Genomic DNA, 17,936 nt, shown 5'->3' on the forward strand with positions numbered 1-17,936 from the left:
AGTGCCGACAACCCGGCCAGCGGTAGTGTCCGGACGGAATCGGTCTCCGCCAGTGCCGAAGTCGCCGTCCCGTCCGAGTTCGAGCTCACCTCGTCGGTGTTTCGGGACTGCCTTCACCCGACTGGCCGGAACGGACCAGTTCTGCAATAGACGCCCAGTCCATCTCGCCCTGACCGTTCGCCAGAGCCTGAGCGAGCACGCCTCGAAGTACGCCACCGAACGGCAAATCCAGATCGACGCTGTCGGCGGCGTCGAGCGCAAGCCTCAAATCCTTGAGGCCCAGAGCTGTGGTGAATCCTGCAGGCTCGTACTGACGCGTCGCGACGAGGTTTCCGTAGCTGGAGTAGACCGGCCCCGGGAAGATCGTCGAGGTCAGCAGTTCTACGAGTTGGCTTCCGTCCACACCGGACCTCTCCCCCAATGTGATTGCCTCGCCCAAGGATTGAATCGCGGCGAGGATGAGGTAATTGCCGATGATCTTGACGATGTTGGCCTGCTCCGGACGCTCACCTTGTGGCCACGTGCGAGCACCGATGACGTCGAGGAAGGGTTGCACTCGCTCGAGGAGGGAACTGTCGCCGGCGGCGATGATGTTCAACTGGCCAGCCTGAGCAACAGAAACGCGTCCGAACACCGGCGCCGCGATGTACCCGATGCCGTACTCGGCGTGCAGTGCGGCGGCGCGCTTGGCAAGGTCGACGCTGACGGTGGCCATGTTGACGTGCACGGTTCCACTCGGAACGGATGCGAGGACGGCGGGATCCAGAATGGCCGAAAACACGGCCGAATCATCTGCCAACATCGACAGCACAACACCGGACTGGAATGCCTCGGCAACGGTTTTCGCGCCGATCGCCCCTTCCTCGACCAGTTCGGCTACCGCTTCAGGGCTACGATTCCACACCGTCACGTCGAAGCCTGCGCCCAGTAGATTTCGAGCGATGGGACGGCCCATCGCGCCCAAGCCGACCACGGAAACAGAAGTCATGGATTTCCCTCTCGAAAGTGCTGAACCATCTAAGACGGTTCAAGACTCTCACACGGGTACAGTTGCTGTCGAACCGGTTGAGATGGTTCGCCACGAAGGAGGACGAAAGTGAACGAAGCAGGAGCTGATCAATCCGCTCGGGACGTGTTTCGACTCGACAACGACACGCTCGCCTTCCGCTTCACCGCCACCCTCACCAATCGGAACGGCTCGAGGTTCGAACGACTCACGAGCCCGCAGCGACTCGAATTATGGTTACGCGCCAACGATCTGATGGGCGCCCCCGCAACCGCGACAGAAGACGACCTCCGCGGCGCGCAGGATTTACGTGAGGCCATTCATCGCATCGGAACCGCCGTATGCGAGAACCGCCGTGCCTCACGCACCGATGTCGGGATCGTCAACACCGCATCCGAGCTCGGTGATGCCCACCTCGTCCTCGAGAGTGGCCGGGCCCTCTGGAAATCAGCCGGAGACAATCCGATCCGCGACGCTTTGTCGATAGTGGCTGCCGACGCGATCGCGGTGCTCGGTGGAGCCGACCGGGACCGCGTCAAAGCCTGCCAGGGCGACGGGTGCACCGGCCTCTACGTCGACACCAGTCGCGGCAACAACCGACGCTGGTGCTCGATGAACATCTGCGGAAACAAAGCCAAGAAATCCGCGATGACCGCTCGCACCGACTAGCTCATCTCACCTTCACCGCGACTCCATTTCGCCGCCACTCGGTTCCACAGCTTCTCGATCGGCGTCGACAGCAGGAGAAGAAACAGCGGGAAGTACGACGTCACCGGAACGAGCACACTGACGAGCAGCGCCACCACCATGATCAGGAAAGTGACGATTTCAGCGGTGAAATGCGGCTTCGCATTCTCTTCACTCAACGACGGGTTGCGAACCAGACCCCACGCGACCACCGCCAGGCACGCAGCACTGGCTGCCATTGTCCCGATGTAGAGAGCCCTGGTTCCGAGATCCTGCGACGGCGCCGCAACGAGCGCTGTCGGGAAGGGCAGGAACACGATGGTCATCACCCACAACCCCAGTCCGCGAACGACCACCTTGTCCGCGTCGACCACAAAACGAAGCAGCCGATGCTGCGACCACCAGAGCCGGAAGATCACCAGAAAGCTCAGGGCGAACGAGTAGAACTGCGCAGCGTGATCGCGCAGCAGTTCCGACGTGGTGCCGTGGTGGTCACTGGTGAGTTCGACCAGCGGCAGTACGAGCAGCGTGATCGCAATGGCGACAATCGCGTCGATGAAAGTGACGTAGCGCTCGAAGTAGCGGGTGCGTTCCGCAATCTCAGCCATTGCGGAAGCATAAGCCTCACAACAGGAAACAGACCGGCGACGCCACTTTACGGAAGCACGTACCCGGAAACATACAATTAACGAATCAAATTCGTTAGATCTCTTGACCGTGGCGGAGCCCATCCCCATACTTAACGAATCACATTCATTAAGTGACTCGCATCACGCCACCAGGGGTCGGTTCAGCCACCCCCTTCAGGACATGGGGTTGCCCTAGTGCCGATCAACGCTTCGACGAATACGCAGTCCGACCGGGTTCCACTCACCGCCAACCGCGGTATTGCCGTCTTCAGTATCGGCGTCATGGGGTTCATCACCGCGAACCTCATCCCCCTGATGATCGTGGCAATGGTCGAGGGCCTCGGTGTCACCGAATCCGCTGCCGGTGCCGTTCTGACCGCATCGCTGCTGGTCTGCGCCGTCACCTGCCTCGCCACCACCCGAATCGCCTCGGGCCGGCATCGCCATCTCCTCGGCCGCGTCAGCCTGATCGCGATGGCAGCCGCATTCGGCGTTGCGGCCATCGCACCGTCCACGACGATCGCATGCGCCGCGATCATCGTCGGCGGTATCGGCGCTGGTGGATCCGCATCCGTTGGCGGAGCGGCACTGGCCGCGCTCACGAACCCGGACCGGGCGTCAAGCATCAGCGGCCTCGTGAACCGTGTCGTCGTCACAGCCGTCCTCGCTCTCATACCCATCCTCGGCACACACATGACCAACGCATTCGGCATCGTCGCAGTCCTGGCACTGGCTACCGCAGCAACGGTCACCTGGTTGCCGTCGTCCCCGGTGAAAGAGTCGCCGGAGACGGCGAAGTCCGCCAATACGACCACAGCTCTCCCCGCCGGGGTCAGCGCGAAACGACTCACTTTTGCCGGAACCGCATTTCTCGCGATGCTTGCAGTCTGGGCGATCAGCGAGGACTCGTTGTGGGCAGTACTCGGCATCATGGGTTCCGAGCACGCCGGGCTCTCGGATCAACAAATGAGTCTCGCACTGAGCGCATCAACGGCGGGTGGTGTGCTCGCGGCTGTTACCTTGACCGCGTTGGGTTCTCGGGTCAGTCGGACAGTATCGATCTCCGTGCTACTGATACTCGGGGCAATTCTGAAGCTGTCTGCCGGCCTCACCACCGATCCCACGATCTACCTGGTAGTGATCATCGCTTGGAACACGATCTACGCGGCCACGTTCATCGTCCTGGTTGCCATCTCGGCCGCGCTCGACGCGGCCGGCCGATGGTCGGCGCCACTACTGGGCACCTACCTCATCGGCTCCGCGTTCGCGCCGCTGTTCGGAACTTCGGTGACGGCCGGCCTCGGGTATCCGACCTTCGGAGTCATCATCTCGGGGATCAGCTTCGTTCTACTGGTCCCGTTCGCCTTGGTTTCCCGACTCTCCGCACGTACCGAAGGTGCGTATCGTCACCACAGCGCCGCCATCACTACTACCGTCATCGCGTAAGGATCACGTAGAAGTCATGAATGACAGCATCACTCACTACCGCAACGGAAAGATCTTCACGGCTGCCGACGACGGATGGGCCGAGTCGATAGTCGTCGAGGACCACAAGCTCAGATTCGTGGGCGAAACCGTCTATGCCGATATCCTGGCACCCGACGCCGAGGTGATCGATCTCGAAGGTGCCGTCGTGCTACCCGGTTTCGTCGACGCCCATACGCATTTGGTGATGATGGGATTCGCGCTGCAGAAGTTGGATCTGCGTGATGCCGCCGATCTCGCCGACATTCAGTCCAGCATCAAGCAATTCGCGGAATCGAACCCGGACGCACCACGACTGCTGGGTCGCAGTTGGTTGTTCTCCGCGCTGGATGAAGGGCACCCGACGCGAGAGATGATCGACGCCGTCGTACCCGATCGCCCGGTGTACCTCGACGCCAACGACGTACATTCGGTCTGGGTGAACACTGCAGCACTGCGAGAACTCGGCATCGACGCGGACACTCCCGATCCGATCGGCGGTCGTATCGGCCGGGATCCGGACACCGGAGAAGCCACCGGAATGCTGTACGAGACCGCCATGATGCTCTACGTCTGGCCGAAACTGGCGGAGCTCGCATCCGACGAAGACCGGGACGCCGCCCTCGCTCTCGCCTTCCGCCACTATCTCGAGGACGGCGTGACCGGTGCGGTCGACATGGCTCTCGGCGCGGACGAATTAGCCTCGCTGGAAAGAGCATTGGACGCAGGAGACGGAACACTGCCGCTGCGCGTCGCGGCTCATTGGCTGATGACCCGCGAGGACAATGAGGCCGACAACGTCCGACAAGTTCACGACGTGATCGAACTCCACGAGCGTGTCCAAGGTCCGTGGCTCCGTATCGCCGGAATCAAGATCATCATCGACGGTGTGATCGACAGCTGCACTGCCGCAATGAAAGAACCGTACTCGGACGGCACCAACGCCGAGCCCATCTGGGATCTCGAATCCTTGATCCCCGTCGTGACAGCCGCCGACGCCGCAGGCCTGCAGATCGCGATGCACGCGATCGGCGACGAGGCGTCGGAGATCGGTTTGACGGCACTCGAGTACGCGATCGCCGCCAACGGAGACATTCCCCGCAGGCACCGAATGGAACACTTGGAGTCCATCACCCGGGACAACGTCGAAAGGCTTGCCCGCCTGGGAATCATCGCCTCGATACAACCGGTTCACGCTGACCCTGCAATCCAGGAGAACTGGCAGGCGATGCTCGGCGACTACCGGGTGAATCGCGCGTACCCCTGGCCTGAATTCACCGAGGCCGGAGCGGTTCTGGCCTTGGGTTCGGACGCTCCGACCGCTCCCCACCCGCCGCTGCCGAACATGTTCATCGCCACCACCCGTCGATCCGCAATCGATCCGTCACTGGCACCCAACCTGCCGAAGTACGCACTCCCCCTCGCGGACGCGCTGGCTCACGCAACTCGCGACGCTGCCTACTCGTGCCGGTGGGAAGATGTGACCGGCCAGCTGGTTCGGGGTAAAGCAGCCGATTTTGTCGTACTGAAACAAGATCCGTTCACCGAAGGGGTCGATTCTCTCCTGACCACGGAGATTGCGATGACCGTCGTTGCTGGATCCGTGCGATACGACGCGGCCGGGGCCAAGAGCACCGAAGCACGGAACACCGAGTCCGATAGCTGATCGTTACCGGTTGTTCGATAACGCACGCACGCGGCCCGGCGACAGAACGAAGGAGGGACTTGAACACGTGAACCCATACACTCTGGAGGACGCATGCGCAGGAAAGCTCCGATTTCGGCCGCCGTCGCAGCCGCTGCACTGGTGACGGCCACTGCCCTGACGGTCGCCGGTTGTGGGTCGACCGAAGGAACACCTGAAGCGGCGGCGAGTTCCACGGCAGCTAGTTCAACGGCGTCGGCGACATCGACGGCAAACGAAACCGAGACGACGGTAGCGAGCTCTCCCCCGCCACAATCGAACACCCGCACAAATGCATCCACGACGGCGACTACGACAGCAATCCCCGCTTCGGGTCCCTGTCTCGACGTCGGCTCCTCGCTCGTCACCGACGCCATCGGCACGCTGGGCACCGACATCAACGGGGGCAATTGGATACCGAGATCCGCGAGCGAAGAACAGATCGGGAATTGTCCTGACCTGCTCTGGGTTTCGGTGGACGGCGACGGCGTCGGCGATGCGACTTACCAGTCACACGTCCTGTTCTTCCACGACGGAACATACCTGGGCACGGCTACCAGTGAGCCGTACTCGTACACACACGTCATCGACAGCAACAAGGATTCGGTATCCGTCCAATACCGTTGGCTGCTGGACGACGATGCATTCTGCTGTCCCCAAGGCGGACCGAACATAGTGAATTTCACGTGGAACGGCAGCGCCGTGGTTGCCGACGGCCAGTTCCCGCCCTCCTGAACCTGCCTGGGTCCGAGAAGGCCCTGAATGCAACTGTGCCCCAGCGACGACGGTCACTGGGGCACAGTCTTGTTCGATCTACTCGCCGGCGCTCCTACTCACCGACACCGAGTTCGCGCAGGCGAGTCTTGTACAGCTCGATGTTGCCGAGCTTGATGTCTTCGTAACCGCGAACCACGTCCGGCAGTGCCGCGATCTCGACGGCGCGATCGTATCCGTCGGTTGCGAGCGTACGAGAGAGGTCAGCGATCATGGCCTCGTACTCGGCGAGCAGTTCACGCTCGACCTTGCGGACGTGCATGTAGCCGAAGGGGTCGAGCTTGGTACCGCGAAGCTTCTTACCCTTGGCCAGAACCTTCAGTGCAACATGCGACTTGGGTCCGAGACCGATCTTCTTCTTGCGGCCCATCACTCGAAGGATCGGCGGGTGGAGCTTGTAGGTCAGGTTCTCCCCGGCCGGCACCTGAGACTTGACGTCCTCGATGAATGCGGGGTCGACCAGCATACGAGCAACTTCGTACTCGTCCTTGTACGCGGTGAACTTGAAGAGGCCGCGGGCAACAGCCTCGCTGAAATCGGTCCGCTCGGTTGCGGCACGTTCGGCGGTCCAGACTGCCTGAACCTGATCGATGTAGCGCTGGGCGATCTTGACGGACTGGAACTCGATGAGCTGCGCCGCACGCAGTTCCACCAGTCGCAGGGTTTCACCGGTGAAGGTGGTTCCGGCGAACATGTGAGCCGGTGCGACAACGGGTTCGCGGACGGACTTGGCCGGCGTGGTGACGGCCGAGAACGCTGCGGTGTCGGCAATTGCTGCACGACCCCAACGGAATGCCGCGATGTTCGCGTCCACGGCAACGCCGTTGATGCCGATCGCTTCTTCGATGGCCTCTGCCGGCAGACGAAGTCCGCCGCTCTGGTAGGCCGCACCGATCAGCAGGAAGTTGGCTGCTGCGGTGTTACCGAACAACTCCTGCGCCGCGGCGAGTGCGTCGAACGAACGCAGGGTGCGCGACACCTTGTCGAGACGGGCGAGGAGTGACGTCTCCTCGGGGTAGCGAACAGCCTTGTCGTAGACCATGTCTCCGGTCGGCGTCTGCGACGTCGAGGCGATGGAGACCGTCTTCTCGGCGTTGCCGTAGTCGAGGTTCTTGTTGTCCGTCGCGGTCAGCAGGTCGAAGGCGACAATGCAATCCGCGCTGCCCGGAGTGAGGCGGTTGGACGGCTCGAGCGCGCTGGAGCTGAAACGCAGGTGCGAGACAACCGGTCCGGCCTTCTGGCTCAGTCCGATCTGGTCAAGGCTCTCCACCTCGAGGCCGGCGCGCAGTGCAGCCGTTGCGAGCACCTGGTTGACGGTCACGATGCCGGTGCCGCCGATGCCCGCGAGGAAAACGTTCTGCGTGCTGGTGAGCGGTCCGAAATCGGGGTCTGCGACGACGGGCGGGGCGGGACGTGCGGCCTTGGGAGCCTTCTTGCCCGGTACCAATTCGACGGTCACGAACGACGGGCAATCGCCGTCCATGCAGGTGTAATCGGTGTTGCAGGACGTCTGGTCGATCTTCGTCTTGCGGCCGTACTCGGTGTCCACGGGCTGGACCGAGAGGCAGTTCGACTTCACACCGCAGTCACCGCAGCCTTCGCACACTGCCTCGTTGATGACGACGCGAGTGTTGCGAGTGGGCAGCGTGCCACGCTTGCGCTGGCGACGAGCGTCGGCCGCACAGTGCTGGTCGTAGATCAACACTGTGACGCCCTTGATCTCGCGAAGCTCCTTCTGGGCCTCGTCGAGGCGATCGCGGTGCCAGAGCTTGGTGCCCTTGGCCAGAGCGCGCTTGTTGTGACGCGAAGGCTCGTCGGCGCAGATGATGATCTGCTTGACGCCCTCGGTGGTCAGCTTGTGGCTGAGCTGAGCAACGGAGAGGGCACCTTCCGCGTCCTGTGCACCGGTCATCGCCACTACTTCGTTGTAGAGCAACTTGTAGGTGATGTTCACGCCTGCGGCGATGCATGCCTGGACAGCCAACTGACCGGAGTGGAAGAAGGTGCCGTCGCCGATGTTCTGGAACAGGTGAGGCACGTCGGTGAACGGTGCCTGCCCGATCCACTGGCTGCCCTCGCCGCCCATTTGCGTCAGGCCGGTGACAGCGCTGTCCTCACGGCCGGACATGGTGACGAGTGTGTGGCAACCGATTCCGCCGCCGCCGATGGAACCCTCGGGGATAGCGGTGGAACGGTTGTGGGGGCACCCGCTGCAGAAGTACGCGGTTCGCTTGGCGGAAAGCACGTTGAGCGACAGCGGGGCCGGGAGGGTGCGCTTGAGCTCGACGTGCGGCTTCAGTACGCGGCGCAACGGGGCGAGCAGCCGGCCTGCGGTCAGTTCACCACTGGCAGGCATGAGCAGACGGCCCTGGCCGTCACGCTTGCCGATGATGCGAGGGGCATCGTCGGTGCCGTACAGGACTTCCCGGATCTGAGCTTCGATGAACGCGGTCTTGTCCTCGACCACGACGATCTGCTCGAGGCCTTCGGCGAACTCCTTGATCTTCTCGCCCACGACGGGGTAGCACATTCCGATGCGAAGGAGACGGATCCCGGCGCGGTGCAGTGCGGCATCATCGACGCCGAGGTCTGCCAAAGCTTGACGGACGGAGTCGAAAGTTGTACCGGTGGCGGCGATACCGATCTTCGCACCGGAGGGGTTGACCTCGATCACATCGAGCTTGTTGGCAGTTCCGTACGCGTGCACAAGATCCCATCGCGGGCCGTACAGATCGGCCTCGGCGATGACACTGTCCGGCGGCGCGGCCATCTGACGCTGCTTGTAGACGAAGGGCTTGCCCTCGAACTGCACTTCCGGAACCACGATGTCGAAGTCCGCGATGCTGCCGTCGATCGTCCAGGCACCGTCTGCGACGTCGGCGACGATCTTCAGCGCTACGACGCAACCGGAGACACGCGAGAGAGCAACGGCGTGCATACCCATCGTGATGATCTCTTCGGCATTGCGTGGGAAGAGAACCGGCACGCCCATCGCGGCAAGCGAGCGCTCGCTGACGGCCGGAACCGTGGAGGACTTCGACGCGGGGTCGTCGCCCACCAGGAGGACGACGCCGCCCTTGGGGTTCACGCCGTACATGTTGGCGTGGCGAATGGTGTCGGTAGCGCGGTCGACGCCGGGGCCCTTGCCGTACCAGACGCCGGTCACGCCGTCGTGGGTCGCGGTTCCGGCAGGGAGATCCGTCTGGCTTCCCCATACCGCCGTGGCGGCGAGCTCCTCGTTGAAGCCAGGGATGAAGGTGATGTCGTGCTCGGCGAGAACCTTGGGCATGCCGTGAAGCATCTTGTCGACGCCACCGAGGGGGCTGCCCTGGTAACCGGAGACGAAGGTGGCAATACGCTTACCTGCCCGAATGTCGCGAACGTGCTGCTCGACGAAGCCGCGTGCAATTGCCTGAACACCGGTCAGCAACACCGGTCCCGATCCCGACCGGTACCGATCATCGAGGTCATAGGGCTTGGCCTGGGCTACGCCCGACACCAGTTCAGTCATCGTGGACCACCGTTCCGTCTGCAGTGCATTTCAACTACCGTGCATTTTCAACAACCGCGTAACTCGATCTGTTCAGATGATCGTGGTCGAGGTATGTGAAAGCGTCAACAGAGGCTTTTTCAACTATTCAAATTGACAATTTGTGAGCCAAATCACGTGACCTAGGTCATCGAATCAATCAGTTGGAGACCCGTTCGTGGCGATACGGCGAAACGGACATAAAACGTTCCCGACAATGCACACCGAGAACTTTCTTGACATTGACGCAACGTCAACTTGCATGCTGAATGAGCACAACCGATCCGAGAGTAGGAACTCCACGTGAGCGAATGGTCCATCCAAGAACTCGCCAAATCCGCAGGTACCACCAGCAGAACGCTGCGTCACTACGGCGATTTGGGACTCCTGGAACCGAGTCGCATCGGCGCCAACGGCTACCGCTTCTACGACGAAGACGCCCTGGTGCGACTGCAACGCATCCTTCTACTTCGGGAACTCGGACTCGGATTGCCGGCCATCGCCGAAGTCCTCACCGGCGAACGCGATACGGCCGCCGCACTGCGTACGCACCTCGAACTCCTCGAGCAAGAGCGCACGCGGATCTCGAGACAGATCGAATCGGTCAACAGGACCTTGAACAAGACGAAGAATGGTGAATCACTCATGCCGGAAGATGTTTTCGACGGGTTCGACCACACCCGATACAAGGACGAGGTCATCGAGCGCTGGGGCAAGGACGCCTACACCAGCGGCGACAACTGGTGGCGGTCGATGTCGGAGCAGGACCGTAAAGCTCATCTGCAAGCTCAAGCCGACATCGCAGCGGCATTCGGAAAAGCACTGACAGCGGGGCTGTCCGCGGAAAGCGACGACGTCCAGACGATTACCCGAAGACAGTTCGAGTGGATAAAGATCGGTTGGCAGGGAAGGACTCCCAGCGCCGACGCCTTCACCGGACTCGGCCAGATGTACGTCGACGATCCCCGCTTCACTGCAAACTACGACAAGTACGGAGAAGGCACCGCTTCGCTGGTCCGTGACGCGATGAAGGTCTACGCCGAGCGCAATCTGCACTGACGCCGATCAGTCCTGCCCACTGCCGAGGAGGTTGTGTCGGTGCGCTGCCGCGACAGCCTCTTCCCGGGAATGTGCACCGAGTTTGCGATACAAGGCTCGGAGGTGACTCTTCAGCGTGTTGTTGGATACGAACAACCGCCGCGCGATCTCACCGATCGGAATGCCGAGACCCAGTTCCACGAGAACGTCCATCTCCCGTTTCGTCAATTGGACCCGAACGATGGCCGCCGGATATATCTGCGCCGCTTCGGATTCGAGAAAGGTCGCGACGGCACTGCTCGAGCCCTCGGCCCGATCTTCGAGTTGCCTGATCAGATCACGCGGTATCGTCGCCAGGGCCGACAGGACACCGGAGGTTTCGAGCAGTCCGCGAGCTTCCTCCCATGTACTCGCGGCAGCGGGGATCCTGCCCAGTTCACACAGAGCAGCGCATTCGATCAGCAGAGATTCGAGCCGAAACCTCGTGAGATACTGCCCGCTCCAGTCGATTTCGCGGCACAATTCCAATGCCTGGGACGGCGACCCGGTCAGGAGATGCGTCCGCGCCACGGAGACCGTGACAACTGCAAACGTATGTGGCGCAGCGACTGATTCTTCCAGCGCCTTGGTACCCTCCCCGGACGCCAACAGAAGATCGATACGTGCCGCGGTGAGAAGCGCGTCACCGAGCGATCGTTCACACGGATTCACGTGCCCGTGCGTTGCCACTGCGCGCTGGAGGGAAATCAGCCCCGAGAACGGGTCCGATTGCAGCAGTGCAAATCTGGTGTAAGTGTAGGCCGCGAACGCCCACAGGTCGCCCGGCGGTGTAACCTCGGCGAGTGCGTCCATCGCGGCAGCTCCGGCGTGCAGGTCCACGCTGTCGCACGCCACCAGTGCCCGCGCGATCGCTCCCCCCATGTGCGAGGGCGGTCCCAACCATCCCGAAACGTCCGGGTGTGTGCTTTCCAGGTGCAGCCAGTCCGTCGCGTGCGCGACGTCCCCGATCAGCGCGGAGTTGAGCGCGGCATTGCCTGCGGCGTGACGCAGGACGAACTCCGGACCATGTTGCACCGCACCTTGATAGGCGAGTCGCAATTCCACCGCGGCATCACCGAGGTCACCGGTCAATTGATGCGAGACCCCCCAGATCAGCCGCAGGGCGGGCAGTTGAGACCCCAACGCGCCCAACGACTCGTCGCCGAGGCCGTACACGACGTGCGCCAATTTGCGCGTGATCTCGGTAGAGCGTTGGTACTTACCGGATGTTCTCAGCACCACCGATTGGACAGTTCCGACGTTCAACAAGCTGTGCGCATGCGGACTACCACCTATCGCACGCAATTCCGCCGGTTCCGTCGGTAATGAATCGCCGTTGATCAACTGCGGCCGCAGACGTGATTCGAGCAGGTCACGACCCACCAGAATCGAAGGGTTCGAACTGAGTACGTCACCGGGTATGGATTGCAACGCAGTCCGGACCAATCCGGTGTGATCGACCAGAAGATCAGCCCAGTGGCGCTCGAGTATGTCGAGCACCCTGGTCCACTTGCGTCCGTCCAAGGCGTAGTGAACGGCACCGGCTATATCCGAAGTCCCGAGAGCGTGATCGACGAGAACCTGGAAGGGATCTTCGAATCCATCCCCTTGTTCGGCCCGTATCTGTATGAATGCCAGTCGAACTGACGGCGCGAAGTACCAGGACGGTTCTCCCTCGAAACCATTCCGGAAGATCAGACCGAAAGACTCGAGCAAGTCCAGTTTGCCCTCCACGTCAAGATCGTCGGACAAGACACGAGCGATCTCTGGTGTCACCGTGCGGGCAGCGGCGATCGTAGTCGCGAAGTCGAACAACTCGAGCGACTTGCCCGACCGAGGAGCGGTCCGACTGACGTACGCGTGGATCGCCTGGTCCACTCGCTGCTGAACGCGTTCGCGTCCACGGCTCGGTTCACTCAGCCCCGCAACCGCACTCAGAGCAACCTTCATCAGCACGGGAACGCCGGCGACGCGTTCACAGATCGAATGGACGATGCCCGAGGGAAGGTGAATCCCTGCCTCCGCGAACAGAACGGTGGACTCGTCGAGCGTGTATCTGAGGTCGTTCGCGCACAGGTACTCGTCCACACGGACGTCTTCGAGCAAGTCCGTCGCAGACCGATCCTGCAGCGTGACGATTACTTTCAATCCGGGAAGCCGCACGATCAGATCCACGATTCGGCGTCCCACCTCGTCACCCTCAACCAGGTCGATGCGGTTGAACACCAACACGAATGGTGCGGGCGACGAGTCGAGGAGTGATTCGATCGCGCCCACTGGATCCTCGCGCATTCGTGGCGGGGCCTCGAGTGATTCCAGCGAATCCTGAATTACTGCGAGCGCGGTGTTCCAGTACTCGAGGGGGGTCATCCGATGCGATGGCGCCGGCACCCAGACTACCGGTCTGCTCGGCACCTGCCCGAGAGTCGTGAGCCACAACGCGGCGAGTTCCGTCTTGCCGAACCCAAGCGGCGAATCGATGACAGTCAATCCCGCCGAGCGTTCCATCAATCCGAGGAGGCGGGGACGAATCGCCGTGGCTCCACGCCCGGCAAGCCGCCTTTGCAGCGTGCCCCTTCCTCGAGGATTTCGCTTTGCTCGAGATAGCTGCGATCGATTCGAAGTGGACGTCATGATGGCCGACAAACGAGCAGTCGATCCCCGCCGAACTCGAGATTTCGTTCGAGCATCGAACTCCCAACCTGTCCACCCATAACGAACAACATAGACAGCTTCGCCGCGACACGCGAGCACTGGCCGTCTCACAAATACGCCCGATTTGTCTCATTATGTGGGCTCGGTCACTATTGACGTCTATTTGCGGGAGAGTGACTGCGACCTGCGGGATCTGACATATCATGCCCGCGTGTCGATGAATTCCGCCCGCATCCGCGTGTCGACCCGATCGGTCGATCCTGCGGACGCCGACGACTTCTGGCGCAGTGTCACACGTCCGTTCTTCGTCACCGACCGAATTGACCCTGACACATCTCTCGAAGGCTCGATCACAGCGCTTTCCATCGGAACCTCGTTGATCGGTCAAACTACCTTCAACGCACAGAAGTACACCCGAAACAATCGGCTGATCGCCGAGAGCGGACTCGACGATGAATACATGGTCCAGGTCGTCCTCGACGGGCAGTTGAGCGGCAACGCCGACGGAGTCGATTTCGTCGCACGTCCAGGCGATGTCACATTCTTCGACCTCGGGCGTACCTGGACCGCCGACGCGGAGGCGGAATCGACAGGGCGCACCATCACGCTCCTCGCACCGCGTTCCCTCGTCGAGGCCGAGTCGAAGGGTCGTTCTCTACACGGGACGGTACTGCGCGGAGTTCCTGCCGTCGTGCTCGCTCAGTGCATGCAATCGGTCGTACTCGCGCTACCGCATCTCGATCCCGATGCTGCGGCCGGCTACGAGGACGTCGTCGCTTCCCTCCTTCGTGTCAGTTTGGGTATCGCCGAACCTGATCTGTCGCCGCGGCCCGATCACTCTCTCCGCGATCGTGCGTACGCCCACATCGCCGAGCATCTCTCGGAGACCTGGCTCGGCCCGACGAGCATGTGCGCAGCATTGTCCGTCTCCCGGGCACAGCTCTATCGCGCATTCGCATCCGACGGCGGAATAGCTCTTGTCATTCGGCGGAAGCGTCTCGAACTCGTCTACCGCGAATTGACCAGAACCGAGATGCCGAACGAAACGATCGAAGCGTTGGCCCTGCGATGCGGCTTCACCTCGAAATCCCAGTTGGCGCGAGCGTTCAAGGACTTCTACGGGATGACCCCGAGCCAAGCCCGAACCGACGGCAGACGCACGATCGGGGACCCGTCGATCGCACGCCTGCGCCGCCGACTCGAGTTCTTCAGCCCCTGAATCCGAGATACTCCACAGCCTCGCGAGCGTGCCTGTGTTCTAGTTGATCCATGAGCTGGGTCGACAAGGAACTGAGTCTGGCTGCGCTCACAGGTGCGGTCACAGGTGTCGCCGTGATGATCCCGATAGTCGGAGATGGAGCCTGGTCCTGGATAGGACTGTTCATGTCGGCTGTCGTCGCTACTGGTGACCCGGTGCGAGATGCCGCAGGGTTCCCGATGTCCTTGATCGTACTGGCGGTCATCGCCGCAGTTACGTACGTGTTCTCCTACCTGCTCGCCCCCGCCCAGGCCTCCCAGACGCCGTAAGAACCTCTATTTCATCGCAATTCATCACTCGAACCGCGGAAGCGACGACTGAACTATCCGCACCCGGCAACGAGCTCAGATCACTTCAGCTGGAAATGAACCGGAGAACAAACTGCTCGATGCCTTCCGATATGACCTTGGTCAGCGCGGTGAAGTCGTTCGACCAGCGTTGAATATCCAAGCTGCTCATCACTTTCCTCCGTTCTTCGTCCCGCTGCCCGTGACCGCACAACGTATGCGGGACGTTGGGGCGCGCTGGAACTATCTGCGACAACGCGGTTTCCGTTACCAATTGACCGGTCGAACAGCACAGCTTTTCGCTACCGCATCAGACGGTCACTTCTTCGACCGGTTTCTCCTCGTGGCTCGCCGCGCCGAAGACGGCCACGGCGACGGCGCCCGCGATTGCCCCGACGAAGCCGACCACGGCAAGCCATTCCAGGCCCGGTCTCGACGCGTCGCCGAGCACCACGACGCCGACGATTCCCGGAACCACCGTCTCGCCGACAACCAGAGCCGCTGTCGCTCCGTTGACGGATCCCAGTTGCAGCGCCACCGTGTGCAGATAGAAACCGCCCAGGCCCGAAACGAGGATCGCCCAGCCGGCCGGATCGCGGAGCATCGTACCGATTTCGAACGGATCGATTCCGTAGACCACGCGTACGGCAATGGCCAGACAGCCGAACAGCACACCCGAGATCAACCCGGCGACAACTGCTGCGCGTGAGCCCAACCATCGGATCAAACCGATGCCGATCAGCAAGATCAACGCCGAGCCCACGAGGACACCCCAATGGACGACGTCGTTGGAACTCCCACCGCCCGCGTGACCTGACGACAATCCGAGCAGCAGGAGCGATCCGATCACCGCAGCGATCGCGAACCAGTCGCGACGATGCAACTGGATGCCGAGGACCACGGTCCCCAGCACTGCCGTGATGACGAGATTGGCACTGACCACTGTCTGCGACAAGAACAGTGGAATGAGCCGCGCGGAGATGGCACTTCCGGCGAATCCGACCGCATCGAGCACGGTGCCCAGGATGAACGACGCCGTCAGCGCGGCCGCGAACGTCGAACGCAAGGTCGGGCCACCCGACGCCGTCACGTGTCCGGCCTCGCCACGCTGCTCGGCGGCAGCTGCCGACTTGCGCGCGCCGTAGGCTTGCAGCACGGATGCAACGCCGTACCCGACGCATGCCACGATCGCGGCAATCAGTCCGATCAGCATCGAAATTCCACACGAAGTTCCTGGGCAATGGTCATGGAGATAGACCCTGCCTTATTTCCCCAGGCCTGACATCACCCTCAGGTATTCGAACAAGTGCTACCCGAGAAGTACACCGACCGCCCCTGACCGGTACCTGGGGACACCCCGACCCCTAGTGGAATTGCTTGAGAGCCCTGATCTTGTTCATGACGTCGAGCGCCGCCACCTTGTACGCCTCGGACAGTGTCGGATAGTTGAAGACGGCGTCGACAAGGTATTCGACGGTCCCGCCGCACCCCATCACCGCTTGGCCGATATGCACGAGATCCGTTGCACCCGAGCCGAAGATATGAACACCGAGCAGTTTCAGGTCATCCGTCGACACCAGGATCTTGAGCATCCCGTAGGTGTCGCCTGCGATCTGCCCGCGTGCGAGTTCGCGGTATCGGGAAACCCCGACCTCGTACGGCACCGATTCCTTGGTCAAATCGACCTCGGTGGCGCCCACGTACGACACCTCGGGAATCGAGTAGATGCCGATCGGCTGCAGATCCATCAGCTTCGCGCCTGGTTCGTCGAAGGCATGATAGGCCGCGAGTCGACCTTGATCCATCGACGTCGCCGCCAACGCCGGGAATCCGATGACGTCACCGACGGCGTAGATGTGTTCGACCTTGGTGCGGAAATTGTCGTCGACGTAGATACGGCCACGTTCGTCGGCTTCGAGCCCGGCGTTCTCCAGCGCGAGTGGCGCCGTGAGGCCTTGCCGTCCAGCCGAGTACATCACGGTCTCGGCTGGAATCTGCTTGCCGCTGCGCAGCGTCGTGAGCGTTCCGTTCGCTCCGACGTCGACGGCCGTCACTTCTTCACCGAATCGGAAAGTGACCGCCAGATCGCGTAGATGGAATCGAAGCGATTCGATGACCTCGGGGTCGCAGAAGTCCAGCATCGACGTCCTCTTCTCGACGACGGTGACCTTGGTGCCGAGTGCCGCGAACATCGATGCGTACTCGATACCGATCACTCCCGCGCCCACGACGACCATGGTGGTCGGGATGGAGGTCAGATCGAGGATTCCGTCGGAGTCGAGCACCCGGTGACTGTCGAAGGACACCCCCGCCGGGCGAGCAGGCAACGTTCCGGTCGCGATCACGACGAACTTCGCCGTGATCGTCATCTTGTCTCCGCGCGAGGAGTCCTCGACGAGGATGGTGTGCTCGTCGACGAACGAGCCGACCCCTATCAACAATTCGACGCGGTTGCGCAGAAGCTGAGATCGAACGACTTCGATTTCTTTGGTGATGACATGCTGGGTTCGCGCCAGCAGGTCGGCCGGAGTGATGTTCTCCTTGACGCGGTAACTCGCGCCGTACAGTTCGCGTTGGTTCATCCCGGTGAGGTAGAGAACCGCCTCACGCAACGTCTTCGACGGAATGGTGCCGGTGTTGACGCACACTCCCCCGAGCATGTTGCCCTTCTCGACCATCGCTACCCGTTTACCCAGCTTGGCCGCCGCGATGGCAGCCTTCTGCCCACCCGGGCCGGAGCCGATCACAACCAGGTCGTATTCCATCGGATCAGTCATCGCTTAGAAATACCGTCTGCATACGACCGGCAGATGCCGAGCATGTCAATACTCGGTGAACAATCCGCGCGCCGAAACGACACGACGGCAGTACACGAACCCTGTTGCA

Annotated in this window: 13 protein-coding genes; 7 read left to right on the plus strand and 6 right to left on the minus strand. The window is 61.8% G+C overall.

The genetic code is table 11. The features are described from left to right. Positions 1–85: 85 nt before the first annotated feature. Positions 86–988: an NAD(P)-dependent oxidoreductase gene (locus tag EHW12_RS23475; RefSeq protein WP_050654757.1), complete on the minus strand. Its 903-nt coding sequence runs from the start codon at positions 986–988 to the stop codon at positions 86–88. Positions 989–1,096: 108 nt separating this feature from the next. On the opposite strand from EHW12_RS23475, the gene EHW12_RS23480 reads away from it, so the two are divergent. Next, a complete protein-coding gene (locus EHW12_RS23480) occupies positions 1,097–1,675 on the plus strand; it encodes a CGNR zinc finger domain-containing protein (RefSeq protein WP_047271022.1) in 579 nt (192 codons plus the stop codon). Here EHW12_RS23480 and EHW12_RS23485 read toward each other — a convergent pair. After that, positions 1,672–2,301 (minus strand): TMEM175 family protein, encoded by a 630-nt coding sequence (locus tag EHW12_RS23485; RefSeq protein ID WP_030535295.1) that lies wholly within the window; start codon positions 2,299–2,301, stop codon positions 1,672–1,674. The genes EHW12_RS23480 and EHW12_RS23485 overlap by 4 nt on opposite strands. 216 nt (positions 2,302–2,517) lie before the next feature. Between EHW12_RS23485 and EHW12_RS23490 the strand changes: the two genes are divergently transcribed. From EHW12_RS23490 to EHW12_RS23500, 3 genes are all read left to right on the plus strand, one after another. Then, positions 2,518–3,768 (plus strand): MFS transporter, encoded by a 1,251-nt coding sequence (locus tag EHW12_RS23490; protein WP_125051886.1) that lies wholly within the window; start codon positions 2,518–2,520, stop codon positions 3,766–3,768. Between the two features lie 16 nt (positions 3,769–3,784). Then, complete coding sequence (locus tag EHW12_RS23495) at positions 3,785–5,452, plus strand: amidohydrolase (protein ID WP_125051888.1); 1,668 nt, start codon at positions 3,785–3,787, stop codon at positions 5,450–5,452. 93 nt (positions 5,453–5,545) lie between these two features. After that, a complete protein-coding gene (locus EHW12_RS23500; RefSeq protein WP_003940243.1) occupies positions 5,546–6,205 on the plus strand; it encodes an LppP/LprE family lipoprotein in 660 nt (219 codons plus the stop codon). Between the two features lie 94 nt (positions 6,206–6,299). Here EHW12_RS23500 and EHW12_RS23505 read toward each other — a convergent pair whose 3' ends face one another. After that, positions 6,300–9,755, minus strand: a complete 3,456-nt coding sequence (locus EHW12_RS23505; RefSeq protein WP_125051890.1) for an indolepyruvate ferredoxin oxidoreductase family protein — start codon at positions 9,753–9,755, stop codon at positions 6,300–6,302. A gap of 321 nt (positions 9,756–10,076) precedes the next feature. On the opposite strand from EHW12_RS23505, the gene EHW12_RS23510 reads away from it, so the two are divergent. Then, complete coding sequence (locus EHW12_RS23510; protein WP_030535291.1) at positions 10,077–10,832, plus strand: MerR family transcriptional regulator; 756 nt, start codon at positions 10,077–10,079, stop codon at positions 10,830–10,832. A gap of 6 nt (positions 10,833–10,838) precedes the next feature. Here the strand turns inward: EHW12_RS23510 and EHW12_RS23515 are convergent, their stop codons facing one another. Further along, entirely contained in the window at positions 10,839–13,358 is a 2,520-nt protein-coding gene (locus EHW12_RS23515) for a LuxR C-terminal-related transcriptional regulator (RefSeq protein WP_030535290.1), read from the minus strand. 364 nt (positions 13,359–13,722) lie between these two features. Here EHW12_RS23515 and EHW12_RS23520 point away from each other — a divergent pair, with 364 nt between their 5' ends. Next, positions 13,723–14,724: a helix-turn-helix domain-containing protein gene (locus tag EHW12_RS23520; protein WP_230691730.1), complete on the plus strand. Its 1,002-nt coding sequence runs from the start codon at positions 13,723–13,725 to the stop codon at positions 14,722–14,724. A 50-nt stretch (positions 14,725–14,774) separates the two neighbouring features. Beyond that, entirely contained in the window at positions 14,775–15,032 is a 258-nt protein-coding gene (locus EHW12_RS23525; RefSeq protein WP_054782014.1) for a hypothetical protein, read from the plus strand. Positions 15,033–15,360: 328 nt separating this feature from the next. Here the strand turns inward: EHW12_RS23525 and EHW12_RS23530 are convergent, their stop codons facing one another. Then, entirely contained in the window at positions 15,361–16,263 is a 903-nt protein-coding gene (locus tag EHW12_RS23530) for a hypothetical protein (RefSeq protein WP_003940348.1), read from the minus strand. Positions 16,264–16,414: 151 nt separating this feature from the next. Then, the gene (gene sthA / locus EHW12_RS23535) at positions 16,415–17,827 is read right to left on the minus strand and encodes a Si-specific NAD(P)(+) transhydrogenase (RefSeq protein WP_054188916.1); all 1,413 of its coding nucleotides are present in this window, start codon (positions 17,825–17,827) and stop codon (positions 16,415–16,417) included. Positions 17,828–17,936: the final 109 nt, after the last annotated feature.

Origin of the sequence: Rhodococcus sp. NJ-530, from assembly GCF_003860625.1 — a bacterium.
Taxonomy (GTDB): Bacteria; Actinomycetota; Actinomycetes; order Mycobacteriales; family Mycobacteriaceae; genus Rhodococcus_F; species Rhodococcus_F qingshengii.